Below are 17109 nucleotides of genomic sequence, written 5' to 3'. Positions count from 1 at the left end.
ATGGTACAATTTTTATTCATTACTCATTCAATCATATCTCACCGCCAGCATGAACCACCATCAGCACTATCTTAGCCTTGATACGATACTATACCACAAGCAAAACGCCACGCCTTTGGACAATCCCAAGCTTGCACATTTTAACCATACCCTATACCGAACGCTCAGTAAGCTGCCTGCCGATCATATTGATTGGCAAAGCGTGATCGGTGGAGACAATACCGCCTTTCCAAGTGAATTTCAGCCCCTATCAATGGCATATGCAGGACATCAGTTTGGGCAATGGGTAGGTCAGCTTGGCGATGGTCGAGGGCTGTTACTTACCCAAATCCTTGACACACAAGGAAAGTTGCAAGATCTGCATCTAAAAGGCGCGGGCAAAACTCCTTTTTCTCGTTTTGGTGATGGACGCGCGATGGTTGATAGTACGGTGCGTGAGTACCTTTGCGGTCATGCCTTATCGTGCTTAGGAGTGCCAAGTTCAACTGCGTTGGGGTTTGTTGTATCAGACACTTTAATCAAGCGACAGCAGACGGTGCGTGCCGCAGCCTTGCTAAGGGTGAGCGACTGTCATGTCCGACTTGGACATTTTGAATGGTTGGCGGCATATCACCCCAAGCTATTTGGTGAATTCACTCATCAGATGATTGCTACCTACTACCCAGCACTCAATCGGCATGATGTGCATGGGTTTTTACATGAGGTGTGTCGCAACACCGCCAAACTGATTGCTGATTGGCAACTTGTCGGTTTTAGTCATGGCGTAATGAATACAGACAACCTAAACATCACAGGAACAACACTTGATTTTGGACCTTTTGGTATGATGGAGCGATTTAACCCCAACTGGATTAATAACCATTCTGACCATCATGGTCGCTATGTCTATCAAAATCAACCAACGATTGGACATTGGAATCTGCAACGCTGGCTGTCCTGCTTTGATTTGTTATCCATCAATCATTCTGTGATGCTAAGCTGTCTTAACGACTATCAAAAAACCCTACACACCAAATACGATGATGGCATTTGCCAAAAAATTGGATTGCCAAAAAGCAGTACCAGCTTATCTTTGGCATATGAATTCGTAGGCTTATTAAAAAGTTATGAACTTGACTACACGAACAGCTTTCGCGCCTTGATTGCAACATCAGATGACAGCAATACTCATGAAAAAATACTGTTAGATTCTTTTGTCAATGAACTAAGCCATCAAGAACAAGGACTAGAAAAATGGCAAGGCTGGCTGGCACGCCATCAAAGGTGTATTCATCAACTCACCACCCCAAAAGCATCTGTGCAACTGATGAAAAAAAGCAATCCCGTTTATGTGCTTAGAAATGCGATGGCGGAGCGTGCCATCAGACAAGCTTACCATGATGATTTTGATGAAGTGGCAAGATTGTTTGACCTACTAAGTCGTCCATTTGATGTGCAAGACATCGCCACAACAGACGACACCACCCCCACCAGCCGCCATGATATGATGCCAGTCAGCTGCATGTCTTAGCTGGCATGAATATCGCAGTAAGCGTGGCTTGGTTAAGATGGGTTGGGGAATGCAGTCAGATTTAACTGGTTGGGAAAGTCGTTTGGTTTTGAAATGATGGCCTAGACTGGCACAAGGTGCATGGCGTTTTTCATGGCAATGATTTTTAAATCATCACCTTTTCGCTCAAAAGCGTAGACATCGCTAAGCATCCACATTACCTCATCAATCAGCATGCTATTGCAATCACCACCTTTTCTGGTTGAGTGATCAATGAGCAATCTTTCATCAGACAAATCATGCGTATTAAAAGCTACTAAAATCCGCTCACAGCCATCATAAAACTCTCCTTTGCCAGCACTAAATTGAGTCAAGTCCAACATCAAATCGCCATCAACAGGATTGCCATTGATGCTAACAACTCGCCACCGACCAGTCAAAAACCGTTCAGTTGCCTTGGTTTTACCCATCATAACAATCGCACTTGGCATGATGGCGATCGGTGCGACCGTCGCCGCATTGGTCATTTGGTCGTTGTTAGTAGGACTATCACAGCCCACCAAAAGCGATAGAGGTGCGACCAAAAATATCCAAGACCAGCATTTTTTAAAACAATTCATGATTGATTACTTCAAATGGTCAGAGGTGCAAAACAACATGCTCATCACCCAAAACATAATAAATTGTTAAGTATCAATCATTTTTTACCAAAAGACAAGCAAGAACCCTTAGGTTTTTGGTTGTAATTTTGTAGCTGATGAAAGTTTGCCAGTTTTGATTGCATCAATTCATTTTGTCATTTAACAATGACAAAATCTCCCAGCGTCCAATCAGCCAACGACAGATGTCAGTTGCCACGGCAAAGAATTCGGCAGTTTTCACACCCTGACCCAATGACCGCAAGAGATTTAACTTAGCAGACATAATGTGATATAATCATTGATGCGGTCAGCATTCAATTCATATTTTTACAGATTGATACCATGTTAAGCATCTATCTACTCATTCCACTTAGTCTCATGCTGTTTGTGGTGGCAATTTGGGCGATTTGGTATGCAGTCAAGTCCAATCAGTTCGATGACTTGGATAATGCATCAGAGCAAATCATACTAGATGATCGCCAAGAACGCCGCAAAGCACTTAAACAGTTAAAATAAAAATCCATTCTTTGTTTCATGGGTGATTTATGACAACCTCACTTCTGATTGCCGCACTGACCATGGGGTTTTTTGGATCGCCGCATTGCTTAGGCATGTGTGGCGGCATTGTTGCTGCATTCGGTCTTTCCATGAAAAATCTCAGTGTTACTAAGCGTCGCATACTCATCACCACCTATCACATTGGCAGACTCATCAGCTATACCACGCTTGGTGTGATTGCAAGCATGGTGGGCAGCCAAGTCATTGCTCCATTTTTAACAAACAATGACCTACCAAGAATGCTTTTAGGCGGTGCATTAGTGCTTGCCGCCTTACTCATGCTAGGAGCACCAGTTTTAACTCGCTTTGAAAAATTGGGCATGGGACTTTGGCAAAGCCTGACGCCCATTCGCCAAAAAGTCCTACCCATTGACAGTGTACCAAAAGCATTGGGTGCAGGGATGCTTTGGGGGTTATTGCCCTGCGGCTTGGTATATGGGGCGTTGGTCGTGTCGGTTGGCATGTCAACGACTCTTAATCATGCTTTGTCTGGTGCAATTTTTATGATGTTTTTTGGTTTGGGTACGCTACCCATGCTCATCGCCACTGATTCAATGATTGGTCTTTTACAAAACACAGTCAAAAGATTCAATCTAAGAAAGTTAAGTGGCATGCTCATGCTCATTTCGGGTTTGGCAATTGCTCTATCTCCCACAATCATACACCGACTACATCACACGCATGAGCATGATGGTGGTCATCACAGCCATCAAAACCTTCATGACGCACACCATCATCATTAATTAGTCAAGCATCAAATATCTTACCTTTATTCATGATGCCATTGGGGTCGAATACTGCTTTGAGTGCTTTCATGTATTCAATCTCAATGGGACTGCGCGTATATTCTAGATATGGTTTTTTGGTCATGCCAACACCATGTTCAGCAGAGATTGAACCTTGGTATTTTTGTACCGTTTCAAATACCTGCTGATTGACGCTTTGGCATTTGGCAAAAAACTCATCTTGGCTAAGATGGTTTGGTTTTAAAATGTTTAAGTGCAAATTGCCATCACCAATATGCCCAAACCAACAAATCTCAAAATCTGGATAATTGTCTTTGACAATCTGCTCAATGTTACTGATAAAATCATTCAGATGAGTGATGAGCACACTGACATCATTTTTATAAGGAGTGAATGCAGAAATGGTTTCAGAGATGGACTCACGCAATTTCCACAATTCATGCAGCTGCCCCACACTTTGACTCATCACACCATCTAAGACAAAACCTTTTTCCATGCATTGCTCAAACACACCCATGGCATCATCCATCACTTCATCACCAGTTGCCTCAAATTCAAGCAAGACATAAAATGGCGTACGACTTTCAAAAGGCTCTTTGGCATGCCCTGCTGACAACACCTTATCAATCGCCACTTGGTCAAAAAACTCAAAAGCAGTTAAGGTTATTTCCTTACTAAACTCATTTAAAATCTGTACCACCGAACCAAAATCAGGCACGCCAAGCACCATGGCGGTCAAATTCACTGGTTGTTTTTCAAGTTTGATGAGTGCTTTTGTTACAAAACCTAGCGTCCCTTCTGCACCGATGAACAAATGACGAAAATCGTAACCTGTGGCATTTTTTAGCATGCCGCCATTAAGCTCTAAGACATCTCCTTTGCCTGTTACCACCGTAAGTCCTAAGATTTGATCACGAGTCATGCCATAACGAATGACTTTAATGCCCCCTGCATTGGTAGAAATATTGCCACCAAGCTGACTTGAACCACTAGAAGCAAAATCCACTGCATAATACAAGTCTTTACTTTGGGCAAATTCCTGCAAGGCTTTGGTTATCACACCAGCCTCAACCTCCACCATGCGGTCAGCTTCATAAAACTTACCAATAGCATTCATTTTATCCAAGCTTACCACCACCTCACCATGTGCAGCCACCGCCCCTGCTGACAATCCAGTACGACCACCAGATGGCACAAGCGATACTCGATGCTCATTGGCAAGACGAACGATGGCGGCGACTTGCTTGGTATTTTTTGGAAATAAAATGGCGGTGGCATTGGGCGTAAAATGCTTTGTCCAATCCTTGCCCCAATGATTCAGACTTTCTGAATCAGATTTTATTTGACTGTCATCTAAAATGGCAGAAACTGCGGTCAAAAAAGCAACATGATTCATGGCGACTCTCTATCAAGTATGTCAAATGTATGCAAATGGCTGGCAATTATACCTTGTTGCATGTATGGTGTAAACGATAAAAAACATACCTCACCAAGCCAAATTGAAAAGTGCTGATGTGAAAGATTTTTTAAAAAGACAAAATGAAATGCCTTAATAAAGACAAAAGACTCTATAATCACCCAAACATCGAGTCGCTTTTTTTATTCATGTTACCCAGTCATTTTTTCATTATTCATGCGACAATTTAATGCGACAATCTTTTTTTCATAACACGGTTTTGGTTTTATGATTTTTTAAATAGGTTTGTGTTGGCTAAGAATCAGGCTCGATTTCATGCCGATACTTTTATCACCAATAATAACCTCCCTTACCCAAATAAAAATCCGCCTTAATGGGCGGATTTTTAGGCATGTCATCGTTAATCACAGATAGCCATAAGCCACCAATGCGTCCGCCACTTGAACAAATCCTGCGACATTCGCACCTGTCATGTAGTCCACCGCATTTTGTGTTTTGCCATATTTCTTGGCAGCATCTAACGCATTGTCATGAATGGTTTTCATGATGTCTTGGAGCTGACCGTCCAACGCTTCAAATGAGCGATATTGACGCACTGAGTTTTGACTCATCTCCAAGCCAGAGACTGCCACACCGCCAGCATTTGCCGCCTTACCTGGTGCATAAGCAATGCCATTATCACGCACAATATCAATCGCTTCTGCAGTCAATGGCATGTTAGCCCCTTCAGCCACATATTTGACACCATGCTTGACCAGTGATTTGGCATGCTCTTCACCAACTTCGTTTTGGGTAGCACAAGGCAATGCCACTTGAGCGTCAAACTGCCAAGGCTTCTGACCATCTAGCCATTCACCACCAAATTCTTCCACATAGTCGGCAAGTGCTTTGCCATTCGCCTTATGTTCTTTTACCCAATTGATTTTTTCTTGGGTAAAGCCATCTTTGTCCAACAAGGTGCCTTTTGAATCAGAAAAAGTAATGACCTTACCACCCAAATGCAAGCATTTTTCAGCGGCGTGCTGCGCCACATTACCCGCACCTGATATCAAGACAGTCTTACCTTCTAAGGTTTCATCATTGACTTTGAGCATGTTATCAAGAAAATATACCAAGCCATAACCTGTCGCTTCGGTGCGTAACAACGAACCACCATGACCCACTCCCTTACCAGTAAGCACGCCTTCAAATTCACGAGTCAGATTTTTGTACATCGCAAACATATAATTCACTTCACGACCACCGACACCAATGTCGCCAGCTGGCACATCCATATCCTTACCAACATTCTTATACAGCTCACGCATGAATGCATAGCAAAAACGACGGATTTCAGCGTCCGATTTGCCCTTCGGATCAAAATCCGAACCCCCTTTGGCACCACCCATCGGCAAGCCAGTGAGTGCATTTTTGAAAATCTGCTCAAATCCCAAAAATTTCAAAGTACCTTCAGTAACAGTAGGATGAAAACGAATGCCACCTTTATATGGGCCAATCGCATTGCTGAACTGCACACGCCAGCCACGATTCACCTGCACCTCACCTTGATCATTTTCCCAAGTCACACGAAAGCTGATGATGCGATCAGGTTCACATAGGCGTTCAAAGACTTGCAACGCTTCATATTTTGGATGATCGGCATAAACCTGCTCAATGGTCATGGCAACTTCTTTGACAGCCTGAATGAACTCTGGTTGATGCGAATAGTTTTTTTTAACTTTTTCAATCGCTGCTTTGATGGTCATGGCAAATCTCCTCATTGATTGCTACAATACGATGTAGCAGATGATTGATAGAATGATTGGTAAAATAACTATAATAAAAAGCATGACAAAATGCAAATAACATCCATCGAATTTCATAAATTTCATACACAGCTTAAAACTCATGACAGATTAAAGTCGATTGGTTGTTACAAATCCAATTTTGACTGAGTGTCAAGCAAAAACAAGCCCATGCACTTAAAAACCCACCCTAAACATCACTCAATATCCTCAGCGTGGGTAAATTTTGGCAAAACAATGTTAGGATTGTCAGCATGATTAAACAATGCTTTTTCAAGCTGTGGTAAAGCCGTTTGCATCATCGCACCGACCACCATCTGTGGCTCAGATGGCTCAAAACCCATCAGTGCCTCACGCTCACTAACACGACGACGAGCTTGTCTAAAAGCATTTTCTATCGTCTGCTGCTCTTGCATACTCTGTGCAAAAAATGCTCGCCCAAAGTAAGTCATGTCCGCATCATCACCACACCCAAAAGAAGCACGGTCTGCACGACTGGCGGTGATGATGACCGTAGTCGGACTGGCAAGCGTACGAATGAATGAGCCTGAATAACAAGAAGAAATCACGATCACGCGCCAGCGTATTCCAGACGCATCTAATGCACCACGCAGCCATACAGGGTCAATCTCATCAAGCCTTAATGGGGGATTGGTCATCACCAAATCACCCAAAATACTGCCAGATTCATCAACCGCCCCATGTGAACTGAGTGTCAAAAACAACACATCTTCATTGACATTCATCTTAGTGCCGATATCTTTTAAGGTCTGTTCAAGACTTGTACGAGAAGCAATCGGATACTCCTCCCAAGTATGCGGGTTGTTAATCAGAGAAATTGAGTGTTTTTTTGTGCCAAATCGGTCATCAAACAGCTGATTGACTTGCTTGATTTCACTGGCAAACACATCTTGCTCTGCATAGCCTGCTACACCCACAAAGTACCACTCACTTTTGCCACGCACACCCTTAGCGATGCCAGACAAACGCTCAGACAATAAGACGGATTGGTCATAAAACTGACTCTCACTCAGCGTTGGTGCAACTTTTTCTACTTTAAAAATCGGTTGGTCGGCGACATTTTTTTGCCACACAATCAATAAAGCAGTCGCCCCCACCAGCATTAACAGCCTTTCCCACCAAGGCCAGTGTAGTTTTTTGGCAAAAATCCATAACAAAGAAACGGTTTGCCAAACGAATAATAAGGCAAATAAAGTGGGCAAAATGCCATAGAACAATGAGGGCAGCCAGCCTTTTAGATGCAGAAACTGAATGCCACTTTGTAGCAATACCAGCATGGTATCAGCAGTCAGCCATAGCACAACAGGAACAAAAAGCAATGCGTAGTTCATCGTACGCCTTGCCAAAATGATGCCTACCACCAAAATGATGACTGGCCAAATCAGATAACTGATCAGACCTTGCTCATTGAAATACCCCCCATCATCCGCCGACAAATACCCAAACAAGACATTCGCTGCCAATGCCACAAGCAACAACACAGCAAATTGTGCAAAAGTCGGACGCACCAAGGCAAAAGCACGCACATTGCCGATGAGCATATGAATGGCAGCCTTGATATTTGACAATAAATTATCAGAGAATCTGGGCAAGGATACAATTTTTAGAGATGATAAAGGCACAATAAACCCTGGATCAAACTGATGATTTTAGCGTATTTTCTCAAAATACCCATCACCATGCAAGTAAATTTGGCAGTCAAAGCCAACATGTCATAAGCAATCGTCATCGGATGACCCAATCATCATATGACCAAGCTTTCCATGCTCCATCTTGGCACGCATGCTACCGACAAATCATCCATACTGCCCATGGATAGGCGTGCATGACCTGCATAAGCAATCATGGCACCATTATCAGTACAAAGATGTGGTGGTGCATAATGAACCACTCCTCCGATGGCATCAACAGAGCTTTCCAGTGTTGTTCTTAATGCCTGATTGGCAGACACACCGCCTGCAATAACCAGTGTTTTTAAGCCCGTTTGTTTCAATGCTTTTGTGCATTTTTTTACCAATGTGTCCACCACCGCATGTTGAAAACTGGCAGCAATGTCTGCTCTGATTCTAAAGTCGCTATCTGAACCTTTTGTGTCTTTAATAAGATTATGTACCGCTGTTTTCATGCCGCTAAAAGAAAAATCCAATCCCTTGCCAAGCATTGGGCGTGGCAACTCATAAGCATGAGGATTGCCATCTTTAGCAAGGCGTTCGACATTTGGTCCGCCAGGATAAGGCAATCCTAACATCTTTGCAGCTTTATCAAAGCATTCCCCCACCGCATCATCAATACTTTCTCCCAGTATGCGATATTGCCCAATGCCATCTGCCTGTACCAACATGGTATGACCACCCGAGACAAGCAAACAAACAAAAGGAAAAGCAATGCCCTCATTTTCAATCATCGGAGCCAGCAGATGCCCTTCCATATGATGCACACCGACAGCTGGAACATTTAAGGCATAAGCAAGCGTACGCCCAAATAACGCCCCTGTCATGAGTGCACCAATGAGTCCTGGACCTTTGGTATAGGCAATCGCATCTATGTCAGATTTATTGATATTTGCCTTTAATAATAACTCATCAAGCAATGGCACAAGCTTGCGAATGTGATCACGACTGGCAAGCTCTGGCACCACACCACCATAAGTAGCATGCAGTTCAATCTGACTATATAGCACTTGAGCCAACACTCCACCCTCACCGCCATTTAGCTCGCCATCATAAATCGCCAATCCTGTCTCATCACAGGAAGTCTCTAAGCCAAGTACTTTCATCATTTTCTCTTAATTATATGATTTTGCATTATTATATCATGAAATTTCGCCACGCTTTCTTAGCATCTAACTCAACACTTAAATTGGACAAAAAACCAACCAATGATGGCAAAAATGATGTTTTAGATGGCGATTTGGTCAGTAAAATGAGACATCGAATCAATCATCATTTTGTAATATTAACAATATGGCAATAAACTTACTGAGTTTTGTATAGGTTTAAGCACGCCCACTGGTATTTTTTTTATAACATGATAAAATGACACCACTTCAAACAATAAAAATATTTGCCATTTGATGGCAGGCTAAGAACATCATGACAAATACCACTTCCAACATCAAAAGCATCTCCATCATATCAGCCCTACTGCGTGTGCTGGCTGCCATCATTGCATTCATTTTAATTCTAATCCTTGCCTTTCCCATCGGTTTTTATGGCATGGCGATGTATTTGCAACCAAGTTTGCCTGATTTAAAAAATATTGATACCAGCAAATTTGAAATGCCTTTACAAATTTATACAGCAGACAACAAGCTTATCGGTCAATATGGCAATCGATTTTCCATTCCTGTAACCTATGAGCAATTACCCAAACAGCTGATCAACGCTTTTTTATCCGCAGAAGATTCAAGTTTTTTTGAGCACAGTGGCATCAGCGTCAAGGGCATTGGGCGTGCCATCACCGAGGTCGTAACCAACGATGATACCCAAACAGGTGGCTCAACCATCACCATGCAAGTCGCTAAAAACTATTTTTTAAGTGCAGAACGCACTTTAGATAGAAAGCTGACTGAGCTGTTTATCGCTCGTAAGATTGAAAATGAGATGACCAAAGATGAAATCCTAACCTTATATGTCAATAAGATTTATCTGGGTGAGGGAGCCTATGGCGTAGCAGCCGCCGCCAGAAGATATTTTAGTAAAACCTTAGATGAGTTGACGATTGCAGAGATGGCAATGATTGCAGGACTGCCTAAAGCACCTTCTGCCTACAACCCAGTCGTCAACCCAGAACGAGCGTTAATCCGTCGTAACTGGATCATTGGGCGCATGCTTAAAGATGGTCACATCAGTCAAGCTCAACATGATGAAGCAATCAAAGCTCCGATCGGTCTACGCCCATATCGTGAAAAACTTGATCTCAACATGCCCTATTTGGCAGAGATGACTCGTAAAAGCTTGGTTGAAAAATATGGTGAGGCAGTCATGGATAGTGGCTGGCGAGTACAGATTACCATCAATAGCAATGAGCAAATCGCTGCCGAAAAAGCACTGATCACAGGTCTAAAAAGTTATGATATGCGTCATGGCAATGCTTGGCGTGGTGCAGAGGCCGAATCTGGCAACCTAAGCAATTTTGTCAACTACGACAACATGTACCCAGCTGAGGTTGTCAATGTAACCAACAGTGGATTTGAGGCCAAGTTGCAATCAGGCAATACCGTGAGAGTTGCTTGGGCTGGTGGCATGAATTGGGCTCGCCGTTCGCTTGGCCCTGGTCGCTCTGGTGGTCATTTTAGCAGTCCAAGTCAGATGGTGAAGGTGGGCAATATCGTACGGATCACACCATTAAATGAAGAAAAAACCGCTTGGCGACTGACGCAGCCACCATCAATTCAAGGTGCCTTAGTATCTCTTTATCCTGAAAATGGTGCCATTCGTGCTCTTGTTGGCGGCTTTAATTTTAACCACAGTAAATTCAATCGTGCCACTCAAGGATATCGCCAGCCTGGATCCATCATCAAGCCTCTCATCTATGCCGCAGCCTTAGAAACTGGCAAGTTCACCCCCAACAGCCTTGTATCAGATGCAGCAATCAGCGTTGGCGGCTGGCGACCAAAAAACGCCGATGGCAAATACACAGGAGACATGCCAGTACGCCGAGCATTGGCCCTATCTAGAAACACACCCTCCATTCGTCTGTTGCGTTCAACTGGCATTGAGAATGCACGCCAAACACTTGGCATGATGGGCTTAGAAAAGCAACGCTTGCCATCAACCTTAGCCCTCTCACTTGGTGCTGCCGATGCCACACCATTACAGATGGCGACAAGTTTTGCCACTTTAATCAATGGCGGTCATCGCATACAGCCATATTTCATCGAACGCATTTACAATTTTCACAATCAGATTGTCTTTCAAGCAAACCCTGCACAAGCATGTGCACTTTGCTTTAATAACAATTTACAACACCTTAACAGCTCACTCGCCAAATCTTTTGAAGCGACCAATAAACACAAAGATGCAAACACACCGCAAGATGATCATGGGGTAACCGCCACCACGATGCACGATCGATTACGACCCATCACTCCTGTCGTTCATACGCATGCCGAGCAAGCACCCAGAATACTGAGTCAAAAAACAGCTTATGAAATGGCAGGAATGCTACGAGAGGTCATCACAAGCGGAACTGCCAAAAAAGCCTTAGTGCTTGGTCGCCCTGATGTCGGTGGCAAAACAGGCACGACCAATCAGGCTAAAGATGCATGGTTCGCAGGTGTTCACCCCACCAGTGCAACGGTTGTTTGGGTTGGTTTTGATAATCCTGCTCCAATGGGCGCCCATGAGTATGGTGGCGTTGCAGCACTGCCCATTTGGGTTAATTTCACTCGCCAACAACTGCACAACACCCCAATACAGTGGGTTTCTGCAAATAATCGGTCAAATTCTCAAAAGCAAGAACAGCAAGTCATCACTGTTACCGACAATGCAACACAACACTAATCATCAATAAATCATATTGATTGAAAAATAAAAACACCTTGATCAGCCAAAACCTCACCCCAAAAGAAACACTAACTTTTGGGGTGGGTTTTGGAAAAATACACAAAAGACTTTAAAATTAAAATCATTAACCATTATCCTTCGCTGACACTGTCAATAAAATTGCAAAAACTTGCCAATAAAAATGACGCTAAAGCAATGCTTAGCAAAGAATTGGTGAACTGGGTTAATAGGGGCAAAATTGAAGATTGAATTGTGTTGATGATCTGTTCTTTTTGTTTTATGTGGATTTGTGGTGATTGGGTTTGGTTGACAGCTCTTTAATTACCATACCAATCAGACAGAATAAAGAGTCAATTAAAGGACCAAGTTTTGTGAAATTTAAAAAAACAGTACAGAAACTTAGTCCTTAGTAAAAGCATTTATTTTGATGAACCCCGTCTTTAATCATCGTCTAAGATTTAGGAGGGCTCATAATTTGACGGTGCTTTTATTGAATCATCAATGTCTAAAATGACGCATGCCCGTAAACACCATGGCAATGCCATGCTCATTGGCAGCAGAGATGACCTCATCATCACGCATCGAACCACCTGGTTGAATGATACACTTGATGCCAGCTTTGGCAGCGTTATCAATGCCATCACGGAATGGAAAGAAAGCATCTGATGCCATCACAGCACCCTGCACCCGTAGACCCGCATGCTCTGCTTTAATTGTGGCGATGCGGGCAGAATTAACACGACTCATTTGACCCGCACCGATGCCGACGGTTTGGCGGTTTTTGGCATAGACAATGGCATTTGATTTGACATATTTCGCCACCTTCCAAGCAAAAATCAAATCATCAAGCTCAGCATCTGTTGGTGCAACATCTGTTACCACTTTCAATTCTGATTTGTCAATCATGCCCAAATCTTGCTCTTGCACCAAAAGACCGCCATTCACACGCTTGTAGTCAAGTCGCACCTGGCATTCATCGCTCTTAGGCAATTCACCACACACCAAAAGACGCACATTTTTCTTAGTCGCAACGATTTGTAACACGCCATCTGCCACACTTGGTGCGATGATGACCTCCACAAACTGACGATCAATGATGGCAGATGCTGTGGCAACATCCAGCTGACGGTTAAAAGCAATGATGCCGCCAAAAGCAGACTCTGGGTCGGTCGCATAAGCCAAGTCATAAGCTTCTAAAATGCCCTTATCGGATACCGCCACGCCGCATGGGTTGGCATGCTTGACAATCACACAAGCAGGACCCTCAAATGACTTGACACATTCCAAAGCAGCATCCGTATCAGCAATGTTATTGTAGGACAGTTCCTTTCCTTGCAGTTGCTTGGCGGTAGAGATGCTTGCCTCAGTGGCATCTTTTTCTACATAAAAAGCGGCTTTTTGATGAGGATTTTCGCCATAGCGTAAGTCTTGTGATTTGTGCAATTGCACATTAAATGTGCGAGGAAAATCCGCAGTTGGCGCCGAGTCTTCATTCGGACCAGTGGCAGTCTTGCTTAGTCTTGCACCAAAAAAAGAAGCAATCATGCCATCATAGCCTGCTGTGTGTTCAAAAGCTTTTACAGCCAAATCAAATCGGGTGGCATAGCTGATCTCACCCATCTCTTTAATCTCTTTGAGCACACGCTCATAATCATCAGGGCTGGTAATGATGCCAACATGAGCGTGATTTTTAGCAGCGGAGCGAACCATTGCAGGTCCACCAATATCAATATTCTCAATGGCATCAGACATCTTAACATCAGGATTTGCCACCGTTTGGGCAAATGGATAAAGATTGACCGCCACGACATCAATACGGTCAATGCCATGCTCACTCATCACCGCATCATCAATACCACGACGACCTAAGATGCCGCCATGAATCTTTGGGTGTAGCGTTTTAACACGACCATCCATCATCTCACTAAATCCAGTATGTGATGAAACCTCTATGGCGTTAATGCCTGATTGCGTTAATAACTTAAAAGTACCGCCTGTGGATAAAATACCAAATCCCGCTTCACTAAGACCTTTAGCAAATTCAACGATGCCTGCTTTGTCAGAAACAGACAATAAAGCAAAACGCTCAAAACTCATAATACACCTTAAAAAAATAAACAAGAGACGCCCATCATGATAACATTTTGGGCAAGTTTTATAAAGAGACAGATTGGGTTTTTAGATGACTGATGTACAAACTGATGATCGTTAAATTCATCAACCAGTCAATCTCATCAAGCTATTTTTTAATGCCTGAGAGTCTGTGCCAGTGATGCTCATCTGTATTGGCATAGTTAAAAGCATCATCAAGCACAAAAAACGGTGCATAAGCTTCCATCACTTCTTGAGTCTGATTTTCAATCAAGCCTGCCAGCACAATCGAACCACCCTGCTCTAACAAACCCCCAAAATAAGATGCAAAGCCAATGAGCGGCTTGGCAAGAATATTAGCAGTAATACAATCAATCGGCTGGTCATTTTCTTTTTGATGTGTCAAAAATTCTTCTGGCAAAAACACCTGCAAGCGGTCGGATACGCCATTTAAGGCAGCATTTTGTTTGGTGGCCAATACCGCCTGTGGATCAATATCCACTGCCAGCACTTGCTTTGCACCCAGTAATAATGCTGCCACACCAAGCACACCAGAGCCGCAGCCGTAGTCTAACACTACCTTGCCGTCAAGATTTTGCATGGAAAGCCAGTCAAGGCATAAGCGAGTGGTTGCGTGATAGCCTGTGCCAAATGCAAGCCCCGGGTCCAAGATTAGGTTGGTGGCATTCGGTTCTGGTGCGTCCAGCCATTCTGGAACAATCCATAGATCACCAGCACACTTGATGGGCTTGTAGTATTTCATCCACTCAGCAGACCAGTCTTTATCATCTAAGCGAGTCGTCCAAAATCGGGTTGCTTCTACTGCCGTCGCAACCTCACTTGCCATACCCTCAAAATCAGTACCATCAAAACGATTGTCAGAATTGGTATCAAAAATTGCCGTCATTACGACATCTTGCCACAACGGCTCTTCGCCTGGCATCGGTTCAAATAACGGCTCATCACCTGCGTCTTCCAAAATGATGGAAACCGCACCCTTTTCATAAAATAAAGCCTCAGCCAACTCAACCTTATCTTTAGGACATTGTAAATGCAACTGTTGCCACGACATAAAAACACACCTTCGTCAAATAAAAATTGCAATGAAAATTCATTACTTGCACACCAAGCACTCAAAAAAATACCATTCATCATCATTGGCAGTTTGGTCATCTTAGCAAGCAGTCATTGCCACAGCATTATAACAAAATTTGATGACAAATGGCAGGTGACTATGGCAATGACCATCAATCAGTCAGACACCTTGTTTGGAATAAAAAAATTATTTCCAATCAATGGTTATCTTTTATTTAATAGTATGTTAGAATAAAAGCCCAACAATCAAACTTATCAAAAAACATCACCATGATCTCCCCAAAGATTAAGAACAAATATTTAAGCCATCCAGAAATCATCATGCGTCCTGTACATCTTCGACTGTCCGAAGAAATCATTTCTCACCTAGAGGAGACGGCTGGCATGCATGGCTTTAATCGCATTCAAGGCTTGATTCGTCTGTACATTCGCCAAGGCCTTGACCGTGATAATTGCAACTATCGCTTGGCTGATGATGTTTTGTTCATTGAAAAGTTACGCAAAAAAGGTGTCAGCCAGACAATCATTGATGAAGCATTGGCCGATCTTAACAAAAACTGCGATCTAGACTGATCTTTACATAAAAAACGCACCCATACAAACATCGGTGCGTTTTTTATCATGCCACTAAAAGCATCATTTTAATGAAGCATCCTCTTCAAAAATGCCCATTTTTACACCTTGACCCAATCCTTTACCCATCTGCACACCAAAACGATCAAAGAACTGTTTGACAGGATCAGAATAGCTGTAATTGACTTGTTTTAAATCAAGTTGTTTTTCAAGTTGCGACATGCCGCCTATCTTGTCTGCCAAGCCAAGCTCTACAGATTCTTTCCCTGTCCAAAACAAGCCAGTGAACAGCTGGTTTTTTTCAGGATCTTTTAACCGATCGCCACGACCTTCTTTGACAGCATTGATGAAGTTTTGGTGAGTGCCATCAAGCAGCTTTTGCACATGAGCACGCTCCGCCTCACTCATTGGGCGAGTCATTGACAAGATGTCCTTATGCTCACCTGCAGTGATGGTGCGATCGCTCACGCCTGCTTTGTCCAGCAACTTTTGGATATTATAGCCAGACATGATCACACCGATAGAGCCAACCAAGCTTGATGAATTGACCCAAATCTCATCAGCTGATGATGCGATATAATAAGCACCTGATGCACCAATATCACCAATGACGGCATATAATTTTTTATCAGGGTGGTCTTTTTTAAGTTGCATTGCCATTTGCCAAACTTCATCCGACTGTACAGGTGATCCACCAGGAGAATTGATGGCAAGTGCAATCGCCTGAGCATTGTCATTCTCAAAAGCCTCAACCAAAGCACTGTTGATGTTATAAGCACTGGTTTCGGTTTTTGGGGAAATCACACCACTGACATCAATCACAGCCAAATGCGGTTCATTAATGCCCAAAGGGGCGGTACTCATCGAAGTCGGTGCACAACCACGAGACAGCATCAACACAAAAAACACCACATAAGCAAAAGTCAAAAGCTTAAAAAATATTCCCCATCGACGCGCTCGTCTTTGCTCCTCAACGCTTGCTAGCATCGTTTTTTCAATAATTCTCCACTCTGGCGTACCCATTGATGGCGATTGTGCCAAAGGTATTTGCTTATTGGGATTTGAATTATGGTTGTTAGGATTTGGTGGCCATGCCATGTGATGATCCTTAGTGTGAATTTATGATAAAAAATACCAAGCAACAATCAATACCTGCGTTGGTCAAATGACTCTATTGTACCCCAAAA

General features: G+C 43.2%; 13 protein-coding genes. 5 read left to right on the top strand and 8 right to left on the bottom strand.

The genetic code is table 11. From position 1 onward, the window contains the following. Window positions 1-49 precede the first annotated feature (49 nt). Complete coding sequence (locus M2R47_RS01645) at window positions 50-1510, top strand: protein adenylyltransferase SelO family protein (RefSeq protein WP_249097968.1); 1461 nt, start codon at window positions 50-52, stop codon at window positions 1508-1510. Window positions 1511-1611: 101 nt separating this feature from the next. On the opposite strand, the gene M2R47_RS01640 is transcribed toward M2R47_RS01645, so the two are convergent. Then, the gene (locus M2R47_RS01640; RefSeq protein WP_249097966.1) at window positions 1612-2109 is read right to left on the bottom strand and encodes an META domain-containing protein; all 498 of its coding nucleotides are present in this window, start codon (window positions 2107-2109) and stop codon (window positions 1612-1614) included. Window positions 2110-2472: 363 nt separating this feature from the next. On the opposite strand from M2R47_RS01640, the gene ccoS reads away from it, so the two are divergent. After that, entirely contained in the window at window positions 2473-2646 is a 174-nt protein-coding gene (gene ccoS / locus M2R47_RS01635; RefSeq protein WP_249097964.1) for a cbb3-type cytochrome oxidase assembly protein CcoS, read from the top strand. Between the two features lie 29 nt (window positions 2647-2675). Continuing rightward, window positions 2676-3431 carry a sulfite exporter TauE/SafE family protein gene (locus M2R47_RS01630; protein WP_249097961.1) on the top strand — a complete coding sequence of 252 codons (756 nt, stop codon included), beginning with the start codon at window positions 2676-2678 and terminating at the stop codon, window positions 3429-3431. Window positions 3432-3435: 4 nt separating this feature from the next. Here M2R47_RS01630 and M2R47_RS01625 read toward each other — a convergent pair whose 3' ends face one another. The 4 genes from M2R47_RS01625 to tsaD all read right to left on the bottom strand — a co-directional run bounded on the left by M2R47_RS01625 (window position 3436) and on the right by tsaD (window position 9432). Continuing rightward, window positions 3436-4830, bottom strand: coding sequence for an FAD-binding oxidoreductase (locus tag M2R47_RS01625; protein WP_249097960.1), 1395 nt, complete (start codon window positions 4828-4830; stop codon window positions 3436-3438). A 425-nt stretch (window positions 4831-5255) separates the two neighbouring features. Next, on the bottom strand, window positions 5256-6596 hold the full coding sequence (gene gdhA, locus M2R47_RS01620) for an NADP-specific glutamate dehydrogenase (protein WP_418001172.1): 1341 nt from the start codon (window positions 6594-6596) through the stop codon (window positions 5256-5258). A 236-nt stretch (window positions 6597-6832) separates the two neighbouring features. Beyond that, window positions 6833-8278 (bottom strand): C13 family peptidase, encoded by a 1446-nt coding sequence (locus tag M2R47_RS01615; protein ID WP_418001171.1) that lies wholly within the window; start codon window positions 8276-8278, stop codon window positions 6833-6835. Between the two features lie 122 nt (window positions 8279-8400). Beyond that, entirely contained in the window at window positions 8401-9432 is a 1032-nt protein-coding gene (tsaD, locus tag M2R47_RS01610; RefSeq protein ID WP_249098257.1) for a tRNA (adenosine(37)-N6)-threonylcarbamoyltransferase complex transferase subunit TsaD, read from the bottom strand. A 316-nt stretch (window positions 9433-9748) separates the two neighbouring features. Between tsaD and M2R47_RS01605 the strand changes: the two genes are divergently transcribed. Next, window positions 9749-12160: a penicillin-binding protein 1A gene (locus tag M2R47_RS01605; RefSeq protein ID WP_249097955.1), complete on the top strand. Its 2412-nt coding sequence runs from the start codon at window positions 9749-9751 to the stop codon at window positions 12158-12160. Between the two features lie 501 nt (window positions 12161-12661). Here M2R47_RS01605 and purH read toward each other — a convergent pair. Together purH and prmA are read right to left on the bottom strand one after the other, a co-directional pair. Further along, window positions 12662-14260 (bottom strand): bifunctional phosphoribosylaminoimidazolecarboxamide formyltransferase/IMP cyclohydrolase, encoded by a 1599-nt coding sequence (gene purH / locus M2R47_RS01600; RefSeq protein WP_249097953.1) that lies wholly within the window; start codon window positions 14258-14260, stop codon window positions 12662-12664. A gap of 142 nt (window positions 14261-14402) precedes the next feature. Beyond that, window positions 14403-15326, bottom strand: a complete 924-nt coding sequence (gene prmA / locus M2R47_RS01595; RefSeq protein ID WP_249097951.1) for a 50S ribosomal protein L11 methyltransferase — start codon at window positions 15324-15326, stop codon at window positions 14403-14405. A gap of 293 nt (window positions 15327-15619) precedes the next feature. Here prmA and M2R47_RS01590 point away from each other — a divergent pair, with 293 nt between their 5' ends. Next, on the top strand, window positions 15620-15922 hold the full coding sequence (locus M2R47_RS01590) for a CopG family transcriptional regulator (RefSeq protein WP_249097949.1): 303 nt from the start codon (window positions 15620-15622) through the stop codon (window positions 15920-15922). 63 nt (window positions 15923-15985) lie between these two features. On the opposite strand, the gene sppA is transcribed toward M2R47_RS01590, so the two are convergent. Beyond that, window positions 15986-17020, bottom strand: a complete 1035-nt coding sequence (sppA, locus tag M2R47_RS01585; protein ID WP_249097947.1) for a signal peptide peptidase SppA — start codon at window positions 17018-17020, stop codon at window positions 15986-15988. Window positions 17021-17109: the final 89 nt, after the last annotated feature.

The sequence above is a fragment of the Moraxella oculi genome (genome assembly GCF_023336735.1).
In the GTDB taxonomy this organism is placed as follows: Bacteria; Pseudomonadota; Gammaproteobacteria; order Pseudomonadales; family Moraxellaceae; genus Moraxella; species Moraxella oculi.
Note: the sequence above shows the minus strand (reverse complement) of the source record. Positions and strands in the feature narration are given on the sequence as shown.

Bases quoted from the DNA above. Each gene is read 5' to 3' on its own strand.
- M2R47_RS01645 (WP_249097968.1), top strand. From the start codon at position 50: ATGAACCACCATCAGCACTATCTTAGCCTTGATACGATACTATACCAC.
- M2R47_RS01640 (WP_249097966.1), bottom strand. From the start codon at position 2,109: ATGAATTGTTTTAAAAAATGCTGGTCTTGGATATTTTTGGTCGCACCT.
- ccoS (WP_249097964.1), top strand. From the start codon at position 2,473: ATGTTAAGCATCTATCTACTCATTCCACTTAGTCTCATGCTGTTTGTG.
- M2R47_RS01630 (WP_249097961.1), top strand. From the start codon at position 2,676: ATGACAACCTCACTTCTGATTGCCGCACTGACCATGGGGTTTTTTGGA.
- M2R47_RS01625 (WP_249097960.1), bottom strand. From the start codon at position 4,830: ATGAATCATGTTGCTTTTTTGACCGCAGTTTCTGCCATTTTAGATGAC.
- gdhA (WP_418001172.1), bottom strand. From the start codon at position 6,596: ATGACCATCAAAGCAGCGATTGAAAAAGTTAAAAAAAACTATTCGCAT.
- tsaD (WP_249098257.1), bottom strand. From the start codon at position 9,432: ATGAAAGTACTTGGCTTAGAGACTTCCTGTGATGAGACAGGATTGGCG.
- M2R47_RS01605 (WP_249097955.1), top strand. From the start codon at position 9,749: ATGACAAATACCACTTCCAACATCAAAAGCATCTCCATCATATCAGCC.
- purH (WP_249097953.1), bottom strand. From the start codon at position 14,260: ATGAGTTTTGAGCGTTTTGCTTTATTGTCTGTTTCTGACAAAGCAGGC.
- prmA (WP_249097951.1), bottom strand. From the start codon at position 15,326: ATGTCGTGGCAACAGTTGCATTTACAATGTCCTAAAGATAAGGTTGAG.
- M2R47_RS01590 (WP_249097949.1), top strand. From the start codon at position 15,620: ATGATCTCCCCAAAGATTAAGAACAAATATTTAAGCCATCCAGAAATC.
- sppA (WP_249097947.1), bottom strand. From the start codon at position 17,020: ATGGCATGGCCACCAAATCCTAACAACCATAATTCAAATCCCAATAAG.